Source organism: Streptomyces griseoviridis (genome assembly GCF_005222485.1).
Taxonomy (GTDB): Bacteria; Actinomycetota; Actinomycetes; order Streptomycetales; family Streptomycetaceae; genus Streptomyces; species Streptomyces hintoniae.
Window position 1 is genome coordinate 1,640,001 of record NZ_CP029078.1, and the last position, 24,717, is coordinate 1,664,717.

Here is a 24,717-nt window from a genome sequence, read left to right on the forward strand (position 1 = left end):
AACGTGGGCGGGCCCGCGGACGTGCCGGCCGCCGTCGAGGCCGGTGCCGAGGGCGTCGGTCTGTTCCGTACCGAGTTCCTCTTCCTTGACGACAGTGCGAAGGCGCCGTCGGAGGAGAAGCAGGTCGAGGCGTACCGCCAGGTCCTTGAGGCGTTCCCGGAGGGCCGGGTCGTCGTGCGGGTGCTGGACGCCGGGGCGGACAAGCCGCTCGACTTCCTGACCCCCGCCGACGAGCCCAACCCGGCGCTGGGTGTGCGGGGTCTGCGCTCGCTGCTCGACCACCCCGACGTGCTGCGTACCCAGCTGACCGCGCTGGCGAAGGCCGTCGAGGGGCTGTCGGTCCAGCTGGAGGTCATGGCGCCGATGGTGGCGGACCGTGCCGACGCCAAGGCGTTCGCGGACGCCTGCCGAGCGGCGGGGCTGCGGGCCAAGTTCGGTGCGATGGTGGAGATTCCGTCGGCCGCGCTGCGGGCGCGGTCGGTCCTTCAGGAGGTCGAGTTCCTGTCGCTGGGGACGAACGACCTCGCGCAGTACACGTTCGCCGCGGACCGTCAGGTGGGCGCGGTGTCCCGGCTCCAGGACCCGTGGCAGCCCGCGCTGCTCGACCTGGTCGCGCTGTCGGCCGAGGCGGCGCGGGCCGAGGGCAAGAGCTGTGGTGTCTGCGGTGAGGCGGCGGCCGATCCGCTGCTGGCGTGTGTGCTGACGGGTCTGGGTGTCACCTCCCTGTCGATGGGTGCGGCGTCGATTCCTTATGTGCGGTCGGCGTTGGCCTCGTACACGCTGGCCCAGTGCGAGCGGGCCGCCGCGGCGGCGCGGGCCACGGACAGTGCCGAGGAGGCGCGGAAGGCGGCCGAGGCGGTGCTGTCCGGCGCGTAGGCGGCCGGTACCGGCCGCTCGTCGGCTGTGGTCGCGAAGGGCGCTCCGCCTCCGGGTGGGGCGCCCTTCGGCGTGGTCAGTGGTGGTGGTCCGGGGGCTCCGTGTCCTCTCCGAGGTCGGGCGGTTCGCAGTAGTCGACGTCGGACTCCGGGGAGATCAGGTCTCCGGAGTCGGTGTCGGTGCAGTAGGCGTCGAAGACCTCGCCGGCGGTGAGGGGCGCCAGGCCCTCTCCGCGCAGCCGCCAGCCGTAGACGCGGTCGGCGGTGCCGGGGGCGGTGGTGCGCATGACGAGTCCGCCGGGTGTGCGGGTGGCGATGCCGAGGGCGAGGACCGTGGTGAATTCGAGGGCCTCGGCCTCGTCGAGCCGGGTGTCTCCTTCGGTCTCGTCCGCGTGCAGGACCGCGACGAGGGTCTCCGGGGTGGCGGAGACGCTGCACACGAGGTGGCGGTCGCCCGGACTCGCCGTTTCGAGGATGCGGACCAGGAGGGCGGAGGCGCGGGCGAAGGCGGCGCGGCCGATGTCCTCTCCGCAGGCGGCGCAGGCGCCCAGCCTGGCCAGGAGGGTGGAGGCGTACTCCCAGGTGGCCTGGCGGACGGCTTCGTCGACGAGGGCGGGGACGAGGTCGGTCAGGGGCCGGCCGTCGTACGGGAGGGCGGGTCCTGTCGAGGCGAGCTGGGCGGTGAAGCGGGTGCGGCTGGCCGGGGCGTCGGGGTCGAGTCCTGCCTCGGTGCAGTAGTCGGCGTACTCCTGCGGGTCGAAGAGGGCGACCGTGGTGTGGCCGCCCTGGGACGCGCGGGTCTTGAGGAGTGCCTCGACCTGGTGCAGGTAGGCGGTGTGGTCGTCGAAGGTGAAGCTGCGGTAGCGCCGCATGGCGCGGAAGTCGTGTTCGTCGGTCAGCAGGCCGATGGTGCCCGCGATCTCGCGGCGCAGTGCCCTGCGCATGGTCGTGTGGTCGGTGTGTGCCATGAGTCCCCCTGTGCACGGTCGATCAATGCTCACTCACCGTAGTCGGAGGCACTGACAACGGTGATCCCTTCGACCGGTCGTGGGGATGTCTGTGCTGGTCAGCGGCGTGTGCGGGCGAGGTCCTCGTAGAAGTGGAGCAGGTCGACGTTGTCGATGGAGCCCGCGTTGACGGCCTTCTCCAGGGGGGTGCCCTGGAGCAGGCGTTTGACGGGGACCTCGATGCGCTTGCCGGTGAGGGTGTGCGGGATGGCGGGGACCTCGATGACCTCGTCGGGGACGTGGCGCGGTGAGAGCTGTTCGCGGATGGTGTGTTTGATGCGGGTGAGGAGGGCGTCGTCGAGGGTGGCTCCTGGGGCGAGGTGCACGAAGAGGGGCATCCAGTAGCCGCCGTCGGGCTGTTCGACGCCGATGACGAGGGATTCCCTGATCTCCGGGAGGCGTTCGACGGCTTCGTAGATGTCCGCGGAGCCCATCCGCACGCCCTGCCGGTTGAGCGTGGAGTCGGAGCGGCCGTGGATGATCACCGAGCCGCGGGAGGTGACGGTGATCCAGTCGCCGTGGCGCCAGACGCCGGGGTACACGTCGAAGTAGCTGTCGTGGTAGCGGCTGCCGTCGGGGTCGTTCCAGAAGCGGATCGGCATGGACGGCATGGGGTTGGTGACGACCAGTTCGCCGACCTCGTCGATCAGCGGGTCGCCGTGCGGGTCCCAGGACTGGAGGTCGGTGCCCAGTCCCGGGGCCTGGAGTTCGCCGATGTGCACGGGCAGCGTCGGTACGGCTCCGGCGAAGCAGGAGCAGACGTCGGTGCCGCCGCTGACGGAGGCGATCCAGAGGTCGTCGCTGACCTCGTCGTGCAGCCAGCGGAAGCCGTCGGGGGGCAGCGGGGAGCCGGTGGTGGCGACGCAGCGGACCTTGGACAGGTCGAAGTCGCGGGCCGGGTGGACGCCGGCCTTGCGGCAGGCCATGACGTAGGCGGCGGAGGTGCCGTAGAGGGTGGCGCCGGTGCGTTCGGCGATCCGCCACTGGGCGCCGGTGTCGGGGTGTCCTGGACTGCCGTCGTAGAGGACGACGGTGGTGCCGGTGAGGAGGCCGGAGACGAGGAAGTTCCACATCATCCAGCCGGTGGAGGTGTACCAGAAGAAGCGGTCCTCGGGGCCGAGGTCGCAGTGCAGGCCGAGCTGTTTGAGGTGCTCGACGAGGATGCCGCCCTGGGACTGGACGATGGCCTTGGGCAGGCCGGTGGTGCCGGAGGAGTAGAGCACCCAGAGGGGGTGGTCGAAGGGCACCTGCTCGAATACGGGTTCGATGTCCGCGCTCGTGAGGGCCGCCCAGTCCAGGGCGCCTTCGGGGGCCTCGGTGCCCAGGAGCGGGATGTGGACGACGGCGCGCAGGGTGGGCAGTTCGCGGCGGAGTTCGGCGACGGTCGCGCGGCGGTCGTGTTCCTTGCCGCCGTAGCGGTAGCCGTCGACGGTGAACAGCACGACCGGTTCGACCTGCTGGAAGCGGTCGAGGACGCTGCGGGCGCCGAAGTCGGGGGCGCAGGAGGTCCAGACGGCGCCGACGGCGGCGGTGGCGAGCAGGGCGACGACGGCCTGCGGGATGTTCGGCAGGTAGCCGCTGACGCGGTCACCCGGGCGTACGCCGAGGGCGCGGAGTTCGGCGGCCAGCGAGCCGACCTGGTGGCGCAGCGTCGACCAGGTGACCGGGCGGGGTTCGTGGGTCTCGTCGACGTACAGGAGGGCGGGTTCGTCGGCGCGGGCCGCCGAGGCGCGCAGGGCGTGTTCGGCGTAGTTCAGGGTGGCGCCGGGGAACCACTGGGCTCCTGGCATGGAGCGGTCGCCGAGCACGCGCGCGTAGGGCGTCGAGAAGCGGACGTCGAACCACTCGGTGACGGCTTCCCAGAAGGTGTCGAGTTCGTCGACGGACCAGCGGTGCAGGGCCGGGTAGCCGCCGTCGGCCGGGGCGCCGTGCCGTTCGGCGGCCCATGCCTGGAACGTGGTGACCTGTGCCTGGGCGATGCGCTCCGGGTCTGGCTGCCAGAGCGGCTGGGGGTTCACGGTCGACATGGGGCGGCTCCCGGACTGTGCGCGTCGTGTGCGTCGGGCGCGCACGTGCGGGGGTGTGCGCGTGACGCGGCTGACACGGACGATGCCATGTGATCCACTTCTGCACCAGGGTGCGCCCGCGTACTCGGCGGCGTGAGGATGTTCTCGCGGCTTCGATGAACGGCAGTTGAACGACCCGCGTGCGGGGCGCGGACGGTGGCAGTGTGAGCAGCATGGACGGTCGTGACCTGGTGCGTTCGGTGAAGTCGGTCGGTTCCTCGGGGGCGGCCCAGCGGTTGCGTACCGTCGCGGCGGCGTGGCGCAGGAGGCGGGCCGACGCGGGGGCGCTGCCCGCGCGGGGTGCCGAGCGGGCCCGGGTGCCGGGTCCGGTGCGGGAGGTCGAGCCGGGTCCTGGCGGGGGTGTGGTGCGGTTCGCCCGGTCCGAGCTGCGGGTGCTTGTGACGGCCGGCGGGGCGGTGTTCTGGGGGTGGGACGGGGCGGGTCCCGAGCCGTCGTACGCGCTCGCGGGGCATTGTCCCGAGCCGGATCCGCGGGCGGTGCTTGAGCCGGACAAGGACGGCGGCTGGCGGGTGGTGGCCGAGCGGATGACGGTGGTCGTGTCGCGGCACGGGGCGGTCGAGGTGCGTACGCCCGGTGGTGTGACGCTGCGCCGTGATCTGCCGCCGCGCTGGTGGGAGCCGGTCGGTGGGGGTGCGGGGCGGTGGATGCAGCGGTCCGAGGTGGCCGCGGACGCGCGGTTCTTCGGGCTCGGTGGGCGGGCGTCGGGGCCGCGGCTGCGGGACGGGACGTACCGGCTGTGGAACAGCGATCCCGGCCGGCCGCTGGGTGCCGGGCTGGATCCGCTGTTCCTGACCATGCCGACGCAGTTGGTGGTGGCGGACGCGGCGACGCATCTGGTGTTCCACGACTGCTCGTGGGACGGCACGGTGACGTTGCGGGAGGGCGGGGAGGGCGCGGGTTCGGGGCACGACCGGCCGGGGGCGTGCGAACTGCGGATGGACGGCGGTCCGTTGCGCTGCTGGGTGATCGTGGGGACGCCCGCGCGCGTGCTGCTCGGCTGGGCGGCGCTGACGGGTGCTCCGGCGTTGCCGCCGGCGTGGGCGCTGGGGCATCAGCACGCGGTGCGGGGTGCCGGGAGTGAGCAGGAGGTGCGGCGGGTCGTCTCGGGGTTCCAGGAGCACGGGCTGCCGCTGGACGCGGTGCATCTGGACGGCGGGTTCCTGGACGGGGGGCGGGCGTTCGGCGTCGACCTGGAGCGTTTTCCGAAGCTGGCGGTGCTGGCGGAGGAGGTGCGGCGGGACGGGGTCCGGCTGGTGTCGGCCGTCGAGCCCGCGGTGGCGGCCGAGCCGGGTGACGCGGTGTTCGACGGGGGGACGGCGCTGGAGGCGTTCGTCCGGGACTCCTCGGGGCGGCTCGTGCGGGGGGTCGCGCGGCCGGGTGAGTCGGTGTTCCCGGACTTCACGCACGCGCGGGTGCGCGCGTGGTGGGGCGGTCTGTACGCGGAGCGGCTCGGGCAGGGCTTCGCGGGGTTCTGGCACGCCATGGACGAGCCCACGACGTTCGCGGCGTTCGGGGAGACGACGTTGCCGCGTTCGGCTGCGCATTCCCTTGAGGGGCGGGGCGGGGACCATCGCGAGGCGCACAACGTGTACGGGCTGTGCATGGCGCGGGCCGCCTGGGAGGGGCTGCGGGAACTGGCGCCCGAGGAGCGGCCGTTCGTGCTCTCGCGTTCCGGGTGGGCGGGGTCGCAGCGGTACGGGGGTGCCTGGTGCGGTGATGTCGCGGCGGGCTGGCCGGGGTTGCGTGCGGTGTTGTCGATGGTGATGGGGCTGGGGCTGAGCGGGATTCCGTACGCGGGGACGGACGTGGGGGGTGCCGGCGGGCAGGTGTCGCCGGAACTGCTGGTGCGGTGGCTGCAGTTGGGCGCGTATCTGCCGTTGTTCCGTACGCACACGGGTGCGCGGGTGGGGCGGCGGGAGCTGTGGGAGTCGGGGGACGAGGTGCTGGAGCACGCGCGCGTGGCGCTCGTCGAGCGGCGGCGGCTGTCGCCGTACTTCATGACGGTGGCCCAGTTGGCGCGGCGGACGGGCGCGCCGTGGGTGCGGCCGCTGTGGTGGGGCGCGCCCGAGGACCGGGCGCTGCGGGAGTGCGAGGACGCTTTTCTGCTGGGTGACTGCCTGCTGGTGGCGCCGGTGCTCGAGCCGGGCGCCGACCGGCGGGCGGTGCGGCTGCCGCGGGGGCGCTGGTACGACACGGTCACGGAGAGGGTGTACGAGGGGCCTGGGCAGGTGCTGGTGGAGGCGCCGCTGTCCCGGGTGCCGGTGTTCGCGCGGGCGGGGGCCGTCGTCCCCGTGCGGGGGGACGACGGCGGGGTGGAGTTGGAGGTGTGGGCGCCCGCTCCCGGGCGTTCCGGTGGTGGGCTGCTGGTCACTGACACGGGTGACGGTGGGGACGAGCCGGAACCGGAGCGCTACGCCGTCCGTTGGACGGGTCGGCGGCTGGTGGTGGAGCGGGAGTGCGAGGGCGGCTTCGAGGAGCCTGCCCGGCCGGTGCGGGTGCGGGGGCTGGGCGGGGGCCCGGCTCAGTAGCGGCCCTCGAACCAGGCGTGTGCGGCGATGGTGTGGAGCGGGAAGCCCAGCTCCTCGGGTCGGCGCAGCAGGTGCCAGCCCTCGGTCTCGTCGGTGGCGACGGATTCGGGGAGGGTGTCGACGGACCGTTCGGGGAGGAGGCCGAAGAGCAGGAGGTGTCCGTCGGGCGCGCTCATGGCGTCGACGAGTCGTACGTCGCGGACGGCCGCGTCGATGCCGGTCTCCTCGGCGAGTTCGCGGACGACGGTGTGGCGCCAGTCCTCGCGGTCGTCGACGAAGCCGCCGGGCAGGGCGATGCCGCCGAGCGCGGGGGCGACGGTCCGGGTGATGACGACCAGGGCGGTGCCCTCGGTGTCGTACACGGGTTGGAGCGCGATCGCGACCGGGAGCGGGTTGCGGTAGGCCACGGTCTGGCAGGCCGGGCAGGTGCGGGGCCAGCCGGAGACGCCCTCTCCGTAGCGCGCTCCGCAGCTCGAACAGTGGGAGCCGGGCGCGGAGTTGGGGGTGGGGTGCTGAGTTTCGGACACCCGGCGGACTGTATCGGATCGGCAGGAGGGCGTCCTGCGGAGGCGGCTCAGGGCTTGCCGGTGAGGGACTTTCTGGTCACGGGGAAGTCGAAGTAGGTGTCGGGGTGGGGTTCGGGGGTGAAGGTGTAGTGCCACCACTCCTCGGCGAGGTTCACGAAGCCGAGGTCTTCGAGGGTGGTCTTGAGGAGCAGCCGGTTGGCGCGCTGTCGGCCCTGGACGCGCGGGTCGAGGGTGTGGGCGAGGGGGTCGAAGCAGTCGAAGCCGGTGCCCATGTCGAGGGAGTTGTCGGGGAAGCGGGCGGCGCGGGGCGCGTAGCAGGGGACGAGAGGTTCCCCGGGGTGATAGGGCCTGGTCGGTCGGGCCGGGAGTCCCACGATCGTGAGGTCCATGGTCGAGCCGCGGCTGTGGCCGGACTTCTCGGCGATGTAACCGTCCTCGAAGAGGCGGGACTTGTCGACGTGGGGGTAGAACTCGCCCTTCATGGCGTGGTCGTCGAGGTCCTCGGCCCAGCGGACGAAGTGGTCCACGGCGCGTTGCGGCCGGTAGCAGTCGTAGACCTTGAGGGTGTATCCCTGGCGCCGCAGGCGGAGTTGGGCTCGGTGGAGGGCCTGGGCGGCGGGGCGGGTGAGGATGCACAGGGCCTGGCGGTAGCCGTCGATCGGTTCGCCCACGAAGTTGTGGGGGGTGAGGTAGCGGATCTCCTGGAGGATCGTCGGGTCGACGGTGCTCAGGGCGACGAAGTCGTCGGGCGCCTTGGGGTCGGTGGTCGCCTGTGCGGTGGTGGGGGTGGTGGTCACGGCCAGCAGGGTGGCGAGCGCGGTGACGAGGCCGCGTACCGCACCGGAGAGTCTTGTCATGCTTCCTTCATCTATCAGCTGGGGGCGGCTCGCGGGAACGACCGGGGCACGGTGTGTCGCGTCGCGGCCGTCGCACCCTGCCCATTCCCGGGCCACCGTGGGACACTTATCTGACGTTCCGTCAGATCGGGTGCCGGGGAGGGACTTTGGCGCGATCACGCAGGCCCGCCGTCGACGAGTGGTTCGCCGGCGAGGGGGCCCGGTTCCGGTTGCTCGGTACCCGGTGCGCCGCCTGCGCGGCGGTGTTCTTCCCGCGTGAGGACACGCACTGCCGCAACCCCGCTTGCCCCGGTGGGGAGTTGACGGAGGTACCGCTCTCGCCTCGCGGGCGGGTCTGGTCGTACACGGACAGCAGGTACCGGCCGCCGTCACCGTATGTGAGCGATCCGGAACTTCCCTGGGAGCCCTACGCGTTGATCGCTGTGGAGCTGGCGGCCGAGCGGATCGTGGTGCTCGGCCAGGCGGTTCCCGGGGTCACCGTCGCCGACCTGGCGGTGGGCATGGAGGTGGAGGTGGTCGCGGGTGTGCTGTACGAGGACACCGGGACCACCTGGCTGACCTGGCACTGGAGGCCGACGGAGGTGGCGGTGTGACGGACGGGGTGGCGGTGCTCGGCGCGGGCATGCATCCGTGGGGCAAGTGGGGGCGCGGCTTCACCGAGTACGGCGCGGTGGCGGCCCGCGCGGCGCTCGCGGACGCCGGCCTCACCTGGGGCGAGGTCGGTTCGATCGTCGGCGCGGTCACCGTGCGTGGCGGGTATCCGGGGTATGTGGCGGGGGCGTCGTTCGCGAAGGCGCTCGGCTGGCAGGGGGCCCGGGTGGCGAGCGTGTACGCGGCGTGCGCGTCGGGGGCACAGGCCGTCGACACCGCGCGGGCGCAGATCCTCGCGGGGCTCGCCGACGTGGTGCTGGTGGTGGGGGGCGACGCCGCGCCCAAGGGATTCTTCCGGCCCGTGGGCGGGGACCGGCCCGACGATCCCGACTGGCTGCGTTTCCGGGTGCTCGGCGCCACCAACCCGACGTACTTCGGGCTGTACGCGCGGCGGCGGATGGCCGTGCACGGGGACACGGCCGAGGACTTCGCGCTGGTCAAGGTGAAGAACTCGGCGGCGGGCGCGCTCAATCCGAACGCGCGCTACCGCCGCAGGGTCGGCGCCGAGGAGGTCGCGGCCTCCGCGATGGTCGCCGACCCGCTGCGGCTCCTCGACATCTGCGCGACGTCGGACGGCGGGGCGGCGCTGGTGCTGTCCAGCATGGAGTTCGCCCGCCGGCACGGCGTGGCCGACCCGGTCCGCATCCGCGCGGTGTCGACGGTGACACCGCGCTACCCGAGCACGGTCCTCGACCTGCCGGACATCGCGACGGACTCCACGGTGGCGGCCGAGCCCCCGGACGGCTCGTTCCGGGCGTCCATCGCGCGGGCCGCCTACGAGGAGGCGGGCGTCGGCCCCGAGGACCTCTCCCTCGCCGAGGTCTACGACCTGTCCACCGCCCTGGAGTTGCAGTGGTACGAGGACCTCGGGCTGTGCGCGGAGGGCGAGGGCGCGAAGCTGCTGCGGGAGGGCGCGACGGCGCTCGGCGGGCGGATCCCGGTGAATGCGAGCGGTGGGCTGGCCTCCTTCGGGGAGGCCGTGCCGGCGCAGGCGATCGCGCAGGTGTGCGAGCTGACCTGGCAGTTGCGGGGGCAGGCTGGCGGGCGTCAGGTCGAGGGGGCGCGGGTGGGCATCACCGCCAACCAGGGCCTGTTCGGGCACGGGTCGTCGGTGATAGCCGTCCGGTAAAAGGCCGCCCGGCGCCCCGCGCCGGTGACGGTTCGACGGGCGTGCGGCCGTGGGGAGGCAGAGCCGGGCAGGCCGTGGGCGGCCCGTACCCCGGTCGGCGGGGGTGCGGGCCGTGCGCGGGTCAGGTCGTGACGGGGCTGTGGCGGCGCTCCGCGTACGCCATCGCGTGCTGGACGACCCCGATGAGGATCTCCTTGACGGAGGCGCGGTCCCGCGCGTCGCACAGCAGGACCGGGACGTCGCCGTCGAGGTCGAGGGCGCGGCGGACCTCGTCCTCGGGGTAACGGGCGCCGCCGTCGAAGCAGTTGACGCCGACGAGGAACGGGATGGAGCGCCGTTCGAAGTAGTCGATGGCGGCGAAGCAGTCCTCCAGGCGGCGGGTGTCGGCGAGGACGACGGCGCCCAGGGCGCCCTCGGACAGCTCGTCCCACATGAACCAGAAGCGCTGCTGTCCGGGCGTGCCGAACAGGTAGAGCACCAGGTCCTCGCGGAGGGTGATGCGGCCGAAGTCCATGGCCACGGTGGTGGTGCGCTTGCCCTCGACGCCACTGGTGTCGTCGACGGGACGGCCGGCCTCGGTGAGCAGTTCCTCGGTGCGCAGCGGTCTGATCTCGCTGACCGCGCCGACCAGCGTGGTCTTGCCCACGCCGAAGCCTCCGGCCACCAGGATCTTGAGCGTGACGGGCTCGACCGGGGGCTTTCCTCGCTCAGATCGCCCGAAGATCATCGTGCGTTTCTCCTACGGATGGGGATGGGGGCCCCGGGCGCCTTCACAGCGCCCGGAGTCCGTTGATCACGTCGCGCAGAATGCTCTCGTCCGGCAGCTCGGCCGGGGGTACCGGCCGGGTCACATGGACGAGTTCGCCGTCGACGAGGTCCCCGATGAGGACCCGCACGACGCCGACGGGCAGGTCGAGTTCGGCGGCGAGTTCGGCGACGGACTGCGGGGCTTCCCGGCAGAGGCCGACGATGTCCACGTGTTCGGGGGACAGCGTCGAGTCCTCTTCGGGGTCCTCCACGTGCGGTTCGGTGACGACCACCGCGATCAGGTCGAGGCGGTGCTGGGCCGGGCTGGTGGTGCGGCCGCGCGTCATCGCGTACGGGCGGACGACGGGGCCCGCCTCGTCGTCGAACCAGTGGCTGCTTCCCTGACCGTCAGCGTTCATGGCATCTCACTACCCGTCCGCGGGCTGATCGGTGCGGGGCGCGGCGGCCAGATGCGCGCCGACCCGCTTGACCAGGAGCGTCATCTCGTAGGCGACCTGTCCGACGTCGGAGTCGGCGTCCGAGAGGACCGCGAGGCAGCTGCCGTCGCCCGCGGCCGTCACGAACAGGAAGGCGTCGTCCAGTTCGACGACGGTCTGCCGGACGTTGCCCGCCTCGAAGTGGCGGCCGACGCCCTTGGCGAGGCTGTGGAAGCCGGAGGCGACGGCGGCGAGGTGCTCGCTGTCCTCCCGGGTGAGGTCCTTGGAGACGCCGGTGGGCAGGCCGTCCCCGGAGAGGACGAGAGCCTTGCGGATGCTCGCGACGCGTTCCACCAGCTCGTCCAGGAGCCAGTTCAGCTCTCCGGTGCTGTTGGTCGCGCTGTGGCCGGTGGCCTTCGGTGCGGTCATCGACCGTCCCCCTTGTTCGTTCCTTGTGGTGCTCCGCCGCCGGTGGCGTCGTCGCCCGCGGCGTTCTCCTCGCGGCCGCGCTGCCAGCCGCGTTGCAGCGAGGCCATGCGGCTGCGTACTTCGTCGGCGTCCCGGTCCTCCAGCGGCGGGCGGTCCGGTGTGCGCGCGGGGCCCTTCTTCAGCTGCGGCGCGAGGCTCGCCTGTCGAACGCGCCGGGGCAGTGCGTCGGTTCCCGTCTCCGGCGTGTCGGCCGCGCCGCCGCCTTGGGCGCCCCCGGCCGGCCGGCCGCCGCGCGCGTCACGGGCGGCGCGTGCGCCCTGCGGGCCCTCGGCGGGGTCCGCGGGGCCGCCGGTGCCGGGACGCAGCGGTGAGGCGCCGCGGCGGCGGGTGGGCAGCGCGGCGGCGGCGTCGTCGGCCGGGCGGCCGGGACCTGACGCGCCCGGCAGGCCGCTCGCCGCGGGCGTCGCGCCGCGCCGCCTGGACGGCAGTGCGGGGACGGCGTCCGGGGCCGGCCGTTCGGGGTCCTGCTCCTCGCGGCGGGCCCGGACCTCGGCGACCGGACGTCCGTGCGAACTGACCAGCTTCGGGGTGCGGCGCCTGGGCAGCGGGACGGGCGCGTCCCGGTCGCCGTCGCCACCCTCGCGCGCGTGCGGGACGGCGGGCGACGCGGCGTCGGTGCGGCCCGCGGAGTCCTGGGCGAGGCCGAGGGGGCGCCGGTGGCGGAAGATCCCGCCGCGTTCGGTGTCGTCGTCGAGGGCGGGGAACTCCTCGACGGCGTCCAGGTCGACGGGTGCCTCGAGCTCGACCGGTCCGGCCAGCAGCACCGGGGAGAGGCCGGAGTGCGGGGCCGGCGCGGGGGCGAGCGCGGCCCGGCGGTTCTCCTCCTCCAGCTCGGCCTCCTTGGAGGGGTGCGGCCGGTCGAGGCGGAAGCCGATGCCGTTGGTGTCGGGGACGTCGTCGGTGAGCAGCGCGTCGGGGATGAAGACGATCGCGGTGGTGCCGCCGTACGGGGACGGCTGGAGGGAGACGCGGACGTTCTGGCGCTGGGCGAGCCTGCTGACCACGAACAGGCCGAGCCGGTCGGTGTCGGAGAGTTCGAACTCGGGGGTCTCGGCGAGCCGCAGGTTGGCGTCGAGGAGGGCGTCGGCGGCCATGCCGAGGCCGCGGTCGTGGATCTCCAGGGTGAAGCCGTTGGCGACGCGCTCGCCGACGACCTGGACGGCCGTGTGCGGCGGTGAGAACACCGTGGCGTTCTCCATGAGTTCGGCGACGAGGTGGGTGAGGTCGGCGACGGCCGGTCCGGTGACGGCGACCTTCGGCAGCCTGCGGACCTCGATCCGCTCGTAGTCCTCGACCTCGGCGACGGCGGCCCGCACCACGTCCATCAGCTGCACGGGCTTGCGCCACTGCCGCGAGGGGGCGGCGCCGGAGAGGATCACCAGGCCCTCGGCGTGCCTGCGCATCCGGGTGGTGAGGTGGTCGAGGCGGAAGAGGTCGGCGAGCTCGTCGGTGTCGTCGGTGCGCCGCTCCATGGTGTCGAGGAGGGTGAGCTGCTTGTGCAGCAGGACCTGGCTGCGGCGGGCCAGGTTGACGAACACCTCGGAGACACCGGAGCGCAGCTCGGCCTGTTTGACGGCGGCCTCGACGGCGGCGCGCTGGAGGGAGTTGAGGGCGTTGCCGACGTCGCCGATCTCGTTGCGGTCGTACTCGAGGCGCGGGACCTCGGTCTCCACGTCGACCTGCTCGCCCGCGGAGAGGCGGCGCATCACGCTGGGCAGCCGGACGCCGGACGCCTCGTTGGCCTCCACGCGCAGCTGCCGCAGGTCGCGGATGAGGCCGCGGCCGACGCGCACCGACAGCAGGAGCGAGAACAGCAGGGCGACGAGGCCGAGGGCGCCGGCGACCGTGGCCTTGATGATGACGGCCATGGCGACCGGGCGTACCCGGTCCTGGTAGCGGTCGCCCGCCTGGTCGTTGAGGTCGCCGAGTTCGTCCAGGACGTTGCCCGCGGCGGTGTCCCAGCTCTGCGCGGTGACCCGGCGCGGCGAGCCTGGGCCGTTGGACGCGGCGGCCTGTTCGGCGACGCGCAGGGGCGCGGTCTCGGCGTTCTTCCAGAACTGTGCGAAGCGCGCGCGTTCGGCGCCCGGCAGCAGCGGCAGGTTGACGTCGTACATCAGGTCGCGCTGGGCGACCAGGTCGGAGACGTCGCGGATCTCCTCCCTGGTGAGGGTGCCGACGACCAGGGCGGAGCCGAGGAGGGCGTCCTCGCGGGAGACGAGTTCACGGGCGCGCGCGAGGTTGACGAGGGCGCGGTACTGCTTGTCCATCTCCACGTCGTCGATGACATGGAGGTTGATCAACAGGACGTAGCAGGGGTCGACCAGGCGGTTGTAGAGGTCGAGCGCCTGCGCGCGGTTGACGGTGCCGTCCTCGATGCTGCGGCGCAGCGACTCGATGCCGTCGAAGGCGTCCAGGACGGCGGTCAGCCGTTCGCCTGTGCCCGCGCCCATCGCGTCGCGCAGGTCGCCGTCGTCGGAATTGGCGCGGATCTCGGCGACGGAGGTGTCGGTGGCGCTGCGGCTGCGCCGCAGGTCGGTCAGGGCGTCGGAGGCCCTGGGGTCGGCGAGGTAGACGAGGCTCTGCCGGCGTTCCTGCTGGAGGACGCGGACGGTGTCCTCCAGGGGGTAGCCGATCTTCTCGACCACGTGGGTGACGTCGAAGAGCTGCTCGGCCTGACGTCCGGTGAGTACCGTGGCGAAGCCCCAGATCGCGGTGAGCGACACCAACGGCACGAGAAGCAGCGCCATAATCTTCCGGCGGATCGACTTCCCGCGAAAGCGCATGGCCTCCCCCAGCTCGCCCCCGTTCGACCCGGGGGTACACATGTGCGTCAACAAACGGCGCGAGCCTACTACCGACACGGAGTCAACTCGTAGAGCGGTCCGGAACCTGAACTTCCGCACGGGGGGCGAGACATACGGAGTTGTCCGGTCATTGCGGGAGATTGTGTCCCGCGTTCACCGGGCGTACGCCGGAGCCTGTTCGCAAGGTGCACACAAGTGGTTGGCCGGATTTTTGCGTTCGGCGGGAATCTTCTGGGCGGGCCGTTCGTCCTTCTCTACGGGAAATGGACGCGGAACCGGCCACATGAGCCGTATCGCGCACCCGTGCAGCGTAAAACAGCGCAAGCCGGGCACTCACTGGGGAGCCGTGTCATCGGGCACGGGGCGAGGGGTGTTCCGGCGGTGGGGAGTGACTCGTGATGGGCACGGCGGAGCGGCGCAGGACGCCCGGGGACGATCTGGGCGGGCGCCCGGCGGAGCGGCGGGGGCCGCGGGCCGGGGAGGGTGAGACGCGGGCGGCCGTGAACGGCGCGCGCGTGGGCGGTGCGGACGACGGTGGTGGCGGGCAGGGGCGGTCCGCCTACCGGCCGCTGTGGGTGGAGGAGCCGGCCAGCCGGCGCCGGATGCCGGATCCGGTGCGGACGTCGGCGGTGCGGGCGGTGCTGATCATCGCCGTGACGCTCATCCTCGCGATGGTGGCCTTCCTGTGCACCATGGCCGGGGTGTGGCTGGCCTTCCCGATGGTCCTCAGCAGCATCGCCGGGACGGTGGTGGCCACGTGGGGCGCGCTGGACGTCTGGGTGACGCGTCAGGTGTGGAACCAGCGCAACGGCGTGGTGTCGGCGCCGAGCAGCACGGCCCGCGCCCTGCGCCGGGAGCGCCGCAGGGCCCGCCGTCAGGCGAGGTCCGCGGCGCGGGCGCAGGAGCGGATACGCAGGAGGGGCGGGGCCGGACAGCTGTCCCACCCCTGACACGCGCGAACGGGCCCCGGCCGGGCGGGAGTCGACGTCTTCCGCGCCGGGCGCCGGTCTCCTCGGGGCGACGGGGCGCCTCAGAGCGCGGCGGGTCGGTGCGGGGCTCCCCGAGCGCGATCGGTCGGGTACGGGGTCCTCAGAGCGTGGCCCGTCGGTGCGGGACGCTCAGGGCGGCGGCCTGTCCCTCCCTTCTCTCCCTCTCCGTCTCGTCGTCCTGCCGGGCCAGTTCGCGTCGCATCCGGGTGAAGGGGCGCGGGCGGTCCACGGAGAGGACGGCGGTGGTGCGGCCGTCCCGTTCGCAGACGGCCAGCAGTCCGTCCGCGCCCGGTGCGCCGTCGTCGAGTCCGCCCTCGACGATCCGGACGGTGTCCCCGTCCAGGCGCCGCCCGGCGAACTGGACGCGGGAGCCGTACTGGTCCGACCAGAAGTACGGCAGCGACCGCGCGTGGTGCGTGGTGCGTCCGGCGAGGAGGTTGGCGACGGCTGCCCTGGGCTGCTCGGTCGCCGACGTCCAGTGCTCGGCGCGGATGCCGCCGACCCGGGCCACATCGCCGACGGCGACGACCTGCGGGAGGGCGGTGGCGCAGCCGTCGTCGCAGAGGACGCCGTCGCGCAGCGCCAGCGTCGAGCCCGTGAGCCAGGCGGTGTTGGGGGCGGCCCCGATGCCGACGACGACCACATCGGCGTCGAGGACCCGGCCGTCGGTCAGTTTCACTCCGGTGACGGCGGCCGTGCCGCGCAGGGCGCCGACCCCGGTCCCGGTGATCAGGTCCGCTCCCCCGCGCCGGTGCAAAGCCGCGCAGACGGTGGCCAGTTCGGCGCCGAGCTGGGGCAGCAGCGGCAGCGGGGCGGCCTCCACGACGGTGACCCGGTGGCCGAGGGCGACGCAGGACGACGCGGTCTCGGCGCCGATGAAACCGCCGCCGATGACGACGACCCGGCGGGCGCCGCGGGTGAGTTCGGCGCGCAGGGCACGGGCGTCGTCGAGGGTGCGCAGGGTGTGGACGCCCGCGGGTGCGGGGCCGGGCAGCCGGCGGGCGGACGCGCCGGTGGCGATGACGACGCCGTCGCAGGTCACGGTACGGCCGTCGGCCAGGACGACGGCGCGGGCGCGGGGGTCGAGGGCGCCTGCCCGGACGCCGAGGAGCCACTCGGCGTCGAGCGCGCCCGCGTCCTCGGCGTCGGTGAGGGCGAGTCGGTCCTCGTCGGCGCGGCCGGTGAGGAAGTCCTTGGAGAGCGGGGGCCGGTCGTAGGGGTGGTGGGGTTCGTCGCCGACGATCACCAGCCGGCCGTCGAAGCCCTGGGCGCGCAGCTCCCGGGCGGCGTACAGACCGGAGAGGGAGGCGCCGACGACGGTGACGGTCCTCATCATGCGGCGGTGCCCTCCCGCGCGACGAGATGGACGTGGATGACGCCGTCGTCGACGGTGACGCGGTGGGTGCGGACCGCGCGGCGGGCCGGGAGGCAGGTCGGCTGACCGGTGCGCAGGTCGAACGACGCGGCGTGCAGCGGGCATTCGACCAGGCAGCCCTCCAGCCAGCCGTCGGAGAGCGAGGCGTCCTGGTGGGTGCAGGTGTCGTCGATGGCGTACAGCTCGCCGTCGTCCGTGTGGAACACGGCGACCGGCGGTGTCGTCCCGACACGGGCGGACTCGCCCCTCGGGAGGTCTTCCAAGCGGCAGACGGGAATCACGGGCCCCCCTCTCGGTCCGGGACCCTAGAGTCCTGGACCTGCGGTGCAGGCGGATGGGGAGTTCGGACCTGCGTCGGTCCGAACGGGAAGGCGCGAAGGAGCGGAGGAGCGCACCGGACGCACGGAGGAGCGGACGGGCAGACGTGCGGACGCACGGAGGAGCAGACGTGCGGATGAGCGGACGTGCGGACGCGCGGGCAGACGTGCGGACGGGCGAACCGGCTCCGACGGACCGGTGGACGGGTGAGCCGGAGGGACGGGCGGGCCGGCTCCGGACGTCGTCGTCGTCGATCCGGTGGTCCGGCGGTCCTGACCTTCACAGGTCCGGACGGTTGGGCCCCTTACGGGGACCGGACGCTTCGGTAACATGATGTTTCGCATGACGCCGTCAAGGCGCGTCATGCGCAACAGAATCCGGGCGGGACGACCGTCGCGTCAAGGGTTTCCCTGAGATGCGGCCCGAACCGGGCCGACAGGTGGTGAGAGTCGAGCTATGGCCCGCGCGCAGAAGCAGTCCGACAGGGACGGGGAGACGGCCGGGAGCGGCGAGCGTCGAAGCGGCAGGGGAACGGCCGGTTCCGTGCAGTCCGTCGACCGGGCCGTGAGCGTCCTGGAGATCCTGGCCCGGCACGGCGAGGCGGGCGTCACCGAGATCGCGGACGAGCTGGACGTGCACAAGTCCACCGCGTTCCGGCTGCTGGGGGTGTTGGAGAACCGCGGTCTGGTGGCGCAGGCCAAGGAGCGCGGCAAGTACTACCTGGGCGCCGGCGTGCTGCGCCTGGCGGGGGCCGCGGCGGTGCGGCTGGACATCTCGCAGGAGGGCGTGCCGGTCTGCCGGGAGGTCGCCGACGAGCTGGGCGAGACGGTCAACATCGCGGTCCTGGACGACGACGCGGCCGTCAACATCATGCAGGCGCGCGGCACCGCGTCCGTGACGGCGCAGAACTGGCTCGGCAGACGCACCCCGCTGCACGCCACCTCCAGCGGGAAGGTGCTGCTCGCGCACGCGTCGCCGACCCTGCGCGAGGGGCTGCTGGCCCGCTCGCTGCCGCGCTTCACCGAGCGCACCATCACCGGCGCGTCCGTGCTGCGCGGCGAGTTGGAGGCGGTGATCGAGCAGGGGTACGCCGTCACCGTCGAGGAGTTGGAGCTGGGGCTCACGGCGGTGGCGGCGCCGGTGCGCGCGCACGACGGCAGGGTGATCGCCGCGATCAGCGTCTCCGGTCCTGTGTACCGGCTGAATTCCGACCGTCTTCCCGAGGTGGCGAAGCGGACCGTGGCGGCCGGGGCGGAGCTGTCCCGGCGGATGGGGTACGGATTCTGACCCGCCCGGTCCGCGATCACCTTGGCCGAAAGTCCGCGCAGGGCCTGTGAACAGGCCACTTCCCTTGATCGACGGCGGCGCGGGACCGGGTTCGCTCGGTCCCGCGCCGCCGTGTGTCGGCCAGGTTTCGGGGGCCGCCGTCGTTTTGCCAAGGGTTAACTCGCCCCTCTTGACGGCCCGTCGACGGCGTTCTCACTATGTTCCTCATCGCGCAACCCATCGTGCACTGCGCAACAGCAGAGGAGCATGGTCGTGCCATACGAGGTCCGTGCCGCAGTCGCTGCCGAGAAGGGCGCACCCGTCGAGGTGCGGACGATCGTCGTTCCCGACCCGGGGCCCGGTGAGGTCGTCGTCGCGGTGCAGGCGTGCGGGGTCTGCCACACGGACCTGCACTACCGCGAGGGCGTGATCGGCGACGGCTTCCCGTACCTGCTGGGCCATGAGGCGGCCGGCACGATCGACGCGGTCGGCGACGGGGTCACGGACCTCAAGCCCGGCGACTACGTGGTGCTGGCCTGGCGCGCCCCCTGCGGAAGCTGTCGTTCCTGTCGCCGCGGGCGGCCCTGGTACTGCTTCGACTCCCGCACCGCGGGCCGGCCGATGACCCTGACCGACGGCACCCCGCTCGCAAACGCGCTCGGCATCGGCGCGTTCGCCGAGAGGACGCTGGTCGCGGCGGGGCAGGCCGTGAGGATCGATCCGGCGGCGCGGCCCGAGGCCGCCGGGCTGATCGGCTGCGGGGTGATGGCCGGGTACGGCGCCGCCGTGCACACCGGGGGCGTCGGCCGGGGCGACTCGGTGGCGGTGATCGGCTGCGGGGGCGTCGGCGACGCGGCGATCGCGGGCGCCTGCCTGAACGGCGCGATGAAGGTGATCGCCGTCGATGTCGACGACAAGAAGCTGGACCGGGCCGAGCGGTTCGGGGCGACGCACACCGTCAACTCCCGGGGCACTGACCCGGTCGAAGCGGTCCTGGCGCTCACCGACGGGCACGGGGTGGACCTCGCGATCGACGCGGTCGGCCGGCCGGAGACGTTCCGGCAGGCGTTCTACATGCGGGACCACGCGGGCCTGTTGGTTCAGGTCGGTGTGCCCGCTCCGGAGACGAGGGTCGAACTCCCGCTGCTCGACGTCTTCTCGCGCGGCGGCGCCATCAAGTCGTCCTGGTACGGCGACTGTCTGCCGAGCCGGGACTTCCCCTTCCTCATCGACCAGTACCTGTACGGGCTCCTCGACCTGAACGCGTTCGTGTCGGAGACGATCGCGCTCGACCAGGTCGAGGCGGCCTTCGCGAAGATGCGGCGGGGTGAGGTGCTGCGGTCGGTGGTCGTCCTCTGACCGGCACGCCCGTCCCCGTCCCCGCCGTCGTCCCGCCCGTCGGCACCCCCCAGCGCGCCAACTCCCCACCCCGGCAAGGAGGGGCATGTCCCGCACGCCCGGAAACCGCCCGCCCGGAACCGCCACGCCAGAGACCCGCCCACCCGAGACCGCCTCACCCGAGACCCGTCCACCAGAGCCCCGACCGCCGGTGACCGCCACCCCTGACACCGGGTCGCCCGAGACCGTCGCCCCCGATACCCGACCGCCCGAGACCGTCGCCCCTGACACCGACCCGCGCGCGACCGTCGCGGCCTCAACTCGTCCGCACGGCCCGCGAGTCGTCGTCATCGGCGCCGGAATCGTCGGGTGCTCGCTCGCCGACGAACTCACCGCTCGCGGCTGGACCGACGTCACCGTCCTCGAACAGGGCCCGCTGCCCGCCCCCGGCGGCTCCACCTCGCACGCGCCTGGGCTGGTCTTCCGCACCAGCCCGTCCAGGACGCTCGCGGAGTTCGCGCGCTACACGGTCGAGAAGTTCACCTCCCTGGACGCCGACGGGGCGCCCTGTTTCACGCCGGTCGGCGGTCTCGAGCTGGCCACCACCCCCGAGCGCCTCGCCGAGTTGCACCGCAGGGCCGGGTACGCGGCGGCCTGGGGCTTCCGGGGAGAGATCGTGGACGCGGCCCGCTGCAAGGAACTCTGGCCGCTGCTCGACGAGTCGAGGATCCTCGGCGGCTTCCACACCCCCGACGACGGCATCGCCCACGCCCTCCTCGCCTGCCGCGCCCAACAGGACCGCGCCACCGCGCGCGGCGCCCGCTTCCTCGACCGGCACACCGTCACCGGCATCGAGCGGAAGGACGGCCGCGTCACCGGCGTGGTCACCGACCGGGGCGCCTTCCCCGCCGACCACGTCGTCTCGGCGGCCGGGTTCTGGGGCCCGGTGATCGGGCGGATGGCCGGTGTCGACGTCCCGTTGCAGCCTCTCGCGCACCAGTACGCGAGGACGGCGCCGCTGCCCGGACTCGCGGGCGCGCGTGCCGAGGCGACCCGTCCGATCCTGCGCCACCAGGACCGCGACCTGTACGTCCGTGAGCACGGCGACCGTCTCGGTGTCGGCTCCTACGCCCACCGGCCGCTGCCCGTCGACCCGTTCGCGGTGGAGCCCTACGACGAGGCGCGCGCCCGGGGCCGGGCGATGCCGTCCTCGTACCCCTTCACCACCGAGGACTGGGCGCCGAGTTGGGAGGACTGCTGTCAACTCCTGCCCGCCCTGCGGGAGTCCGCCGTCGACGAGGGCTTCAACGGCGTCTTCTCCTTCACCCCGGACGGCATGCCCCTGCTCGGCGAGTCCCGCCGGCTGCGCGGCTTCTGGCTGGCCGAGGCGGTCTGGGTCACCCACTCCGCCGGGGCCGCCAGGGCCGTCGCCGAGTGGATGGTGGACGGGCGGCCCGGCGTCGACACGCACACCTGCGACCTCACCCGGTTCGAGGACGCGCAGCGCTCACCGTCGTACGTCCGGGAGCGCGGCTGCCGGCAGTTCGTGGAGGTGTACGACGTCCTGCATCCGTTGCAGCCGCCGGCGCGGCCGCGGCCGTTGCGGGTCAGCCCGTTCCACTCGCGGCAGCGGGAACTCGGCGCGTTCTTCCTGGAGGGCGGCGGCTGGGAGCGCCCGCACTGGTACGAGGCCAACGCCCCTCTGGCGGAAGGCATCTCGCTGCCGGAGCGGGACGCCTGGTCGGCCCGTTACTGGTCGCCGATCGCCGCGGCCGAGGCACACGCCACCCGGGAGCGGGTCGCGCTCTACGACATGACCCCGCTGCGCCGGCTGGAGGTCACCGGGCCTGGCGCCCTCGCCTTCCTGGACCGGATGACCACCAACAACCTGCGCAAACGGCCCGGGGCCGTGACCTACACGCTCCTCCTCGACGAGCGGGGCGGCCTCCGCTCGGACCTCACCGTCGCCCGCCTCGACGTCGATCGCTTCCAGATCGGCGCCAACTCACCGGCGGACCTGGACTGGTTGACGCGGCACGCACCCGACGACGTCTCGATCAGGGACATCACGTCGGGGACCTGCTGCGTCGGCGTCTGGGGTCCGCTGGCCCGCGCCCTGGTCCAGCCGCTGACCGACGACGACTTCTCGCACCGGGCCTTCGGCTACTTCCGCGCCAAGGAGACCTACCTCGGGCCCGTCCCGGTGACCGCCCTGCGCCTGTCCTACGTCGGCGAGTTGGGCTGGGAGCTGTACACCACCGCCGATCTGGGCCTGTGCCTGTGGGACACGCTCTGGGAGGCCGGGCGCGACCTCGGCGTGGTCGCCGCCGGGCGATCCGCCTTCAACTCGCTGCGCCTGGAGAAGGGTTACCGCGCCTGGGGCACCGACATGACCGTCGAGCACGACCCGTTCGAGGCGGGCGTCGGCTTCGCGGTGCGCATGGAGAAGGAGTTCGTCGGCCGGGCGGCGCTGAGCGCGGTCCCGCCCGCCCGCCGGCTCACCCCGCTCCTGCTCGACGACCCCGCGGCCGTCGTCCTCGGCCAGGAGCCGGTGTACGTCGACGGCGTCCCGGCCGGCTATGTCACCAGCGCCTCCTACGGCTACACCCTGGGCCGCTGCGTCGCCTACGCCTGGCTGCCGACGCTGCCCACGGGCACCGCCGTCCACCTGGCGTACCTCGGCGAGAAGATCGCGGCTACGGTGGCCGACGAACCCTTGTTCGACCCCGAGATGACCCGCATCCGACGCTAGGAGGCCCCCGTGTCCCGCCATTACGACGTGATCGTCATCGGGCTCGGCGGCATGGGAAGTGCCGCCGCCCACCATCTCTCCGCGCGCGGCTCCCGGGTCCTCGGCCTGGAGAAGTTCGAGCCGGCCCACAACCGCGGTTCCAGCCACGGCGGTTCACGCATCACCCGGCAGTCCTACTTCGAGGACCCGGCCTACGTCCCGCTGCTGCTGCGCGCCTACGAACTGTACGAGGACCTGGCGCGCGGCACCGGCCGCGAGGTCGCGATGCTGCCCGGCGGTGTGATGGTCGGCAGGCCCGAGTCCCGTACCGTCTCCGGGTCGCTGCGCTCGGCCCGGCAGTGGGGCCTGGCGCACGAGATGCTCGACGCGAAGGAGATCCGCCGCCGCTTCCCCACCCTCGCGCCCCAGGACGACGAAGTGGCGCTGTACGAGGAGAAGGCAGGGCTGGTGCGCCCGGAGGAGATGGTCACCGCCCATCTCGAACTCGCCGCCCGGCAGGGCGCCGAGCTGCGCTTCCACGAGCCGATGAGCCACTGGGAGCCGTACCGGGACGGGGTGCGCGTGCACACCGCCGACCACACCTACACGGCCGGGCAACTGGTGATCTGCCCGGGTGCCTGGGCACCTGAGCTGCTCACCGACCTCGGGGTGGCGTTCACCATCGAGCGGCAGGTCATGTACTGGTTCCAGCCGCGGGGCGGGGTCGGTTCCTTCACTCCGGAGAACCATCCGATCTACATCTGGGAGGACGCCGACGGGGTCCAGGCGTACGGCTTCCCCGCCATCGACGGACCCGCGCTCGGCGCCAAGGTCGCCTTCTTCCGCAAGGGCGAGATCACCACCCCGGACACCATCGACCGGACCGTGCACGCGCACGAGGTGCGGGCGATGGCCGACCATCTGTCCCGGTGCGTCCCCGACCTGCCCGGCACCTTCCTCAAGGCCGCGACCTGCATGTACTCCAACAGCCCCGACGAGCACTTCGTGATCGCCCGGCACCCCGCGCACCCCGGGTCGGTGACCGTGGCCTGCGGTTTCTCCGGGCACGGCTTCAAGTTCGTGCCGGTCGTCGGGGAGATCCTCGCCGACCTCGCGCTGACCGGCTCCACCGCGCACCCGATCGGCCTGTTCGACCCCGCCCGCCTCGCCGCCGCGCCCGCCTGAGGAGCCCGCCCGTGACGACGACCCCCCTCTCCCCCGTCCCCGGCACCCCCAGCCTGATCCCCACCCTCCCCGGGCGGTACTACACCGACCCGGAGATCTTCCGGCAGGAGCAGGAACACCTCTTCGAGTCGATGTGGTTCTGCGCGGTCCGCGGCGCCGATCTGGCCGGGCCTGGCGCCTTCCGGACCGTGCAGGTCGGCCGTGAGAACGTCATCGTCACCCGGTCACGCTCCGGTGAGCTGCGCGCCTTCCTCAACATCTGCCGCCACCGCGGGGCCCGGCTGTGCGGGGAGGAGTCGGGCCAGGTCAGGCGCACCCTCCAGTGTCCCTACCACGCGTGGACGTACGACCTTGACGGCGCATTGATCGCCGCGCCCAACTTGATCAAGATGCCCGACGTGGACCGTGTCGCGTACGGATTGATCAAGGTGGCCCTGCGCGAGTGGCTGGGCTACGCGTGGGTCTGCCTGGCCGCCGAACCGCCCTCCTTCGAGGACACCGTGATGCGGGCGGCCGTGGAACGACTGGGCGACGCGGCGGCGATCGGGCACTACGGCGCCGAGGACCTCGCGCTCGGCCGACGCGTCACGTACGACGTGCGGGCGAACTGGAAGCTGATCGTCGAGAACTTCATGGAGTGCTACCACTGCGCCACGATCCACCCCGAACTGGTCGAGGTGCTGCCGGAGTTCGCGGACGGCTACGCGGCCCAGTACTACGTGGGGCACGGCGCAGAGTTCGGCGAGGGGGTGCGGGGCTTCACCGTCGACGGCAGCGAGGGGTTCGCGCGCCTCCCGGACGTCGCCGACGACCAGGACCGCCGCTACTACGCCATCACCGTGAAGCCGACCGTGTTCGTCAACCTCGTCCCCGACCATGTGATCCTGCACCGCATGTTCCCGCTCGCCGCCGACCGCACGGTCGTCGAGTGCGACTGGTTGTATGCACCACAGGTCGTGGAATCGGGTGCGGACGTGTCCAGGTCCGTGGAACTCTTCCACCGGGTCAACGAACAGGACTTCGCGGCCTGCGAGCGGACGCAGCCCGCGATGGCGTCGCGGGCCTACCGGGAGGGTGGTGTCCTGGTCCCCAACGAGCACCACATCGCGATCTTCCACGAGTGGCTCCTGGAACGACTGGGAGGCGCGGGCGGAGGGGAAGCGGAGGCGTAGGCCGGGGGCGGCGGTAACCGCGGCTGCGGCTGCGGCTGCTGTTGCACCAGAGGCGGCGGCAACAACTGCTGCGGCGACCGTGCCGGGCCTGCTCGTCGACGGGCGCCGACGGGCCCCGGTCGACGGCGGGTCACCCCTCACCCGACCGGATCACCGCAGCAACCGAGCCCGGCACCCGCGGAGCCGCTCCACCCCTCCCCCAGGT

Annotated in this window: 20 protein-coding genes (1 of these 20 cut by a window edge); 10 read left to right on the forward strand and 10 right to left on the reverse strand. The window is 72.9% G+C overall.

Going from position 1 to position 24,717, the window contains the following annotated elements; translation table 11 throughout:
* Window positions 1–876, forward strand: the 3' portion of a protein-coding gene (ptsP, locus tag DDJ31_RS06325) for a phosphoenolpyruvate--protein phosphotransferase (RefSeq protein WP_127181274.1). 795 nt of this gene lie to the left of the window's left edge; 876 of the gene's 1,671 nt are visible here — the last part of the coding sequence; the start codon falls outside the window, past its left edge; the stop codon is at window positions 874–876.
* A 76-nt stretch (window positions 877–952) separates the two neighbouring features.
* Here ptsP and DDJ31_RS06330 read toward each other — a convergent pair whose 3' ends face one another.
* Together DDJ31_RS06330 and DDJ31_RS06335 are read right to left on the reverse strand one after the other, a co-directional pair.
* Window positions 953–1,843: a hypothetical protein gene (locus tag DDJ31_RS06330; RefSeq protein WP_127181273.1), complete on the reverse strand. Its 891-nt coding sequence runs from the start codon at window positions 1,841–1,843 to the stop codon at window positions 953–955.
* Window positions 1,844–1,941: 98 nt separating this feature from the next.
* The gene (locus DDJ31_RS06335) at window positions 1,942–3,909 is read right to left on the reverse strand and encodes an acetoacetate--CoA ligase (protein ID WP_127181272.1); all 1,968 of its coding nucleotides are present in this window, start codon (window positions 3,907–3,909) and stop codon (window positions 1,942–1,944) included.
* Between the two features lie 212 nt (window positions 3,910–4,121).
* Between DDJ31_RS06335 and DDJ31_RS06340 the strand changes: the two genes are divergently transcribed.
* Window positions 4,122–6,497, forward strand: a complete 2,376-nt coding sequence (locus DDJ31_RS06340) for a glycoside hydrolase family 31 protein (protein WP_127181271.1) — start codon at window positions 4,122–4,124, stop codon at window positions 6,495–6,497.
* Here DDJ31_RS06340 and DDJ31_RS06345 read toward each other — a convergent pair.
* Both DDJ31_RS06345 and DDJ31_RS06350 read right to left on the reverse strand, forming a co-directional pair.
* On the reverse strand, window positions 6,491–7,024 hold the full coding sequence (locus DDJ31_RS06345) for an NUDIX domain-containing protein (protein ID WP_127181270.1): 534 nt from the start codon (window positions 7,022–7,024) through the stop codon (window positions 6,491–6,493). The two genes, DDJ31_RS06340 and DDJ31_RS06345, sit on opposite strands and share 7 nt — an antisense overlap.
* A gap of 47 nt (window positions 7,025–7,071) precedes the next feature.
* Window positions 7,072–7,881, reverse strand: a complete 810-nt coding sequence (locus DDJ31_RS06350; protein ID WP_127181269.1) for a M15 family metallopeptidase — start codon at window positions 7,879–7,881, stop codon at window positions 7,072–7,074.
* Window positions 7,882–8,027: 146 nt separating this feature from the next.
* Between DDJ31_RS06350 and DDJ31_RS06355 the strand changes: the two genes are divergently transcribed.
* Both DDJ31_RS06355 and DDJ31_RS06360 read left to right on the forward strand, forming a co-directional pair.
* Window positions 8,028–8,474: a Zn-ribbon domain-containing OB-fold protein gene (locus DDJ31_RS06355; RefSeq protein ID WP_127181268.1), complete on the forward strand. Its 447-nt coding sequence runs from the start codon at window positions 8,028–8,030 to the stop codon at window positions 8,472–8,474.
* Window positions 8,471–9,661, forward strand: a complete 1,191-nt coding sequence (locus DDJ31_RS06360; RefSeq protein ID WP_127181267.1) for a lipid-transfer protein — start codon at window positions 8,471–8,473, stop codon at window positions 9,659–9,661. Before DDJ31_RS06355 ends, DDJ31_RS06360 begins: the two co-directional genes overlap by 4 nt.
* Window positions 9,662–9,782: 121 nt before the next feature.
* Here DDJ31_RS06360 and DDJ31_RS06365 read toward each other — a convergent pair whose 3' ends face one another.
* Genes DDJ31_RS06365 through DDJ31_RS06380 form a run of 4 tightly spaced genes read right to left on the reverse strand, consistent with a single transcriptional unit; the run spans window position 9,783 to window position 14,117 of the window.
* Window positions 9,783–10,388: a GTP-binding protein gene (locus DDJ31_RS06365; protein WP_127181266.1), complete on the reverse strand. Its 606-nt coding sequence runs from the start codon at window positions 10,386–10,388 to the stop codon at window positions 9,783–9,785.
* A 43-nt stretch (window positions 10,389–10,431) separates the two neighbouring features.
* Entirely contained in the window at window positions 10,432–10,827 is a 396-nt protein-coding gene (locus tag DDJ31_RS06370) for a DUF742 domain-containing protein (RefSeq protein WP_127181265.1), read from the reverse strand.
* A gap of 9 nt (window positions 10,828–10,836) precedes the next feature.
* Window positions 10,837–11,274 (reverse strand): roadblock/LC7 domain-containing protein, encoded by a 438-nt coding sequence (locus tag DDJ31_RS06375; RefSeq protein WP_127181264.1) that lies wholly within the window; start codon window positions 11,272–11,274, stop codon window positions 10,837–10,839.
* Complete coding sequence (locus DDJ31_RS06380; RefSeq protein ID WP_127181263.1) at window positions 11,271–14,117, reverse strand: nitrate- and nitrite sensing domain-containing protein; 2,847 nt, start codon at window positions 14,115–14,117, stop codon at window positions 11,271–11,273. Before DDJ31_RS06380 ends, DDJ31_RS06375 begins: the two co-directional genes overlap by 4 nt.
* A gap of 419 nt (window positions 14,118–14,536) precedes the next feature.
* Between DDJ31_RS06380 and DDJ31_RS06385 the strand changes: the two genes are divergently transcribed.
* Window positions 14,537–15,088, forward strand: a complete 552-nt coding sequence (locus tag DDJ31_RS06385) for a hypothetical protein (RefSeq protein ID WP_127182924.1) — start codon at window positions 14,537–14,539, stop codon at window positions 15,086–15,088.
* 139 nt (window positions 15,089–15,227) lie between these two features.
* On the opposite strand, the gene DDJ31_RS06390 is transcribed toward DDJ31_RS06385, so the two are convergent.
* The gene (locus DDJ31_RS06390; protein WP_127182923.1) at window positions 15,228–16,460 is read right to left on the reverse strand and encodes an NAD(P)/FAD-dependent oxidoreductase; all 1,233 of its coding nucleotides are present in this window, start codon (window positions 16,458–16,460) and stop codon (window positions 15,228–15,230) included.
* Entirely contained in the window at window positions 16,460–16,783 is a 324-nt protein-coding gene (locus DDJ31_RS06395; protein WP_127181261.1) for a bifunctional 3-phenylpropionate/cinnamic acid dioxygenase ferredoxin subunit, read from the reverse strand. Before DDJ31_RS06395 ends, DDJ31_RS06390 begins: the two co-directional genes overlap by 1 nt.
* A 493-nt stretch (window positions 16,784–17,276) precedes the next feature.
* On the opposite strand from DDJ31_RS06395, the gene DDJ31_RS06400 reads away from it, so the two are divergent.
* The 5 genes from DDJ31_RS06400 to DDJ31_RS06420 all read left to right on the forward strand — a co-directional run bounded on the left by DDJ31_RS06400 (window position 17,277) and on the right by DDJ31_RS06420 (window position 24,512).
* Entirely contained in the window at window positions 17,277–18,107 is an 831-nt protein-coding gene (locus DDJ31_RS06400; protein ID WP_171480778.1) for an IclR family transcriptional regulator, read from the forward strand.
* 252 nt (window positions 18,108–18,359) lie between these two features.
* A complete protein-coding gene (locus DDJ31_RS06405; protein WP_127181260.1) occupies window positions 18,360–19,445 on the forward strand; it encodes an S-(hydroxymethyl)mycothiol dehydrogenase in 1,086 nt (361 codons plus the stop codon).
* 328 nt (window positions 19,446–19,773) lie between these two features.
* A complete protein-coding gene (locus DDJ31_RS06410) occupies window positions 19,774–22,176 on the forward strand; it encodes a GcvT family protein (protein WP_127182921.1) in 2,403 nt (800 codons plus the stop codon).
* A 9-nt stretch (window positions 22,177–22,185) separates the two neighbouring features.
* A complete protein-coding gene (solA, locus tag DDJ31_RS06415) occupies window positions 22,186–23,340 on the forward strand; it encodes an N-methyl-L-tryptophan oxidase (RefSeq protein ID WP_127181259.1) in 1,155 nt (384 codons plus the stop codon).
* 11 nt (window positions 23,341–23,351) lie between these two features.
* Window positions 23,352–24,512, forward strand: coding sequence for an aromatic ring-hydroxylating oxygenase subunit alpha (locus DDJ31_RS06420; protein ID WP_127181258.1), 1,161 nt, complete (start codon window positions 23,352–23,354; stop codon window positions 24,510–24,512).
* Window positions 24,513–24,717 lie beyond the last annotated feature (205 nt).

Coding starts and splice junctions, on each gene's coding strand:
- DDJ31_RS06330 (WP_127181273.1), bottom strand. CDS start 1,843: ATGGCACACACCGACCACACGACCATGCGCAGGGCACTGCGCCGCGAG.
- DDJ31_RS06335 (WP_127181272.1), bottom strand. CDS start 3,909: ATGTCGACCGTGAACCCCCAGCCGCTCTGGCAGCCAGACCCGGAGCGC.
- DDJ31_RS06340 (WP_127181271.1), top strand. CDS start 4,122: ATGGACGGTCGTGACCTGGTGCGTTCGGTGAAGTCGGTCGGTTCCTCG.
- DDJ31_RS06350 (WP_127181269.1), bottom strand. CDS start 7,881: ATGACAAGACTCTCCGGTGCGGTACGCGGCCTCGTCACCGCGCTCGCC.
- DDJ31_RS06365 (WP_127181266.1), bottom strand. CDS start 10,388: ATGATCTTCGGGCGATCTGAGCGAGGAAAGCCCCCGGTCGAGCCCGTC.
- DDJ31_RS06370 (WP_127181265.1), bottom strand. CDS start 10,827: ATGAACGCTGACGGTCAGGGAAGCAGCCACTGGTTCGACGACGAGGCG.
- DDJ31_RS06375 (WP_127181264.1), bottom strand. CDS start 11,274: ATGACCGCACCGAAGGCCACCGGCCACAGCGCGACCAACAGCACCGGA.
- DDJ31_RS06380 (WP_127181263.1), bottom strand. CDS start 14,117: ATGCGCTTTCGCGGGAAGTCGATCCGCCGGAAGATTATGGCGCTGCTT.
- DDJ31_RS06385 (WP_127182924.1), top strand. CDS start 14,537: ATGGGCACGGCGGAGCGGCGCAGGACGCCCGGGGACGATCTGGGCGGG.
- DDJ31_RS06390 (WP_127182923.1), bottom strand. CDS start 16,460: ATGAGGACCGTCACCGTCGTCGGCGCCTCCCTCTCCGGTCTGTACGCC.
- DDJ31_RS06400 (WP_171480778.1), top strand. CDS start 17,277: ATGGCCCGCGCGCAGAAGCAGTCCGACAGGGACGGGGAGACGGCCGGG.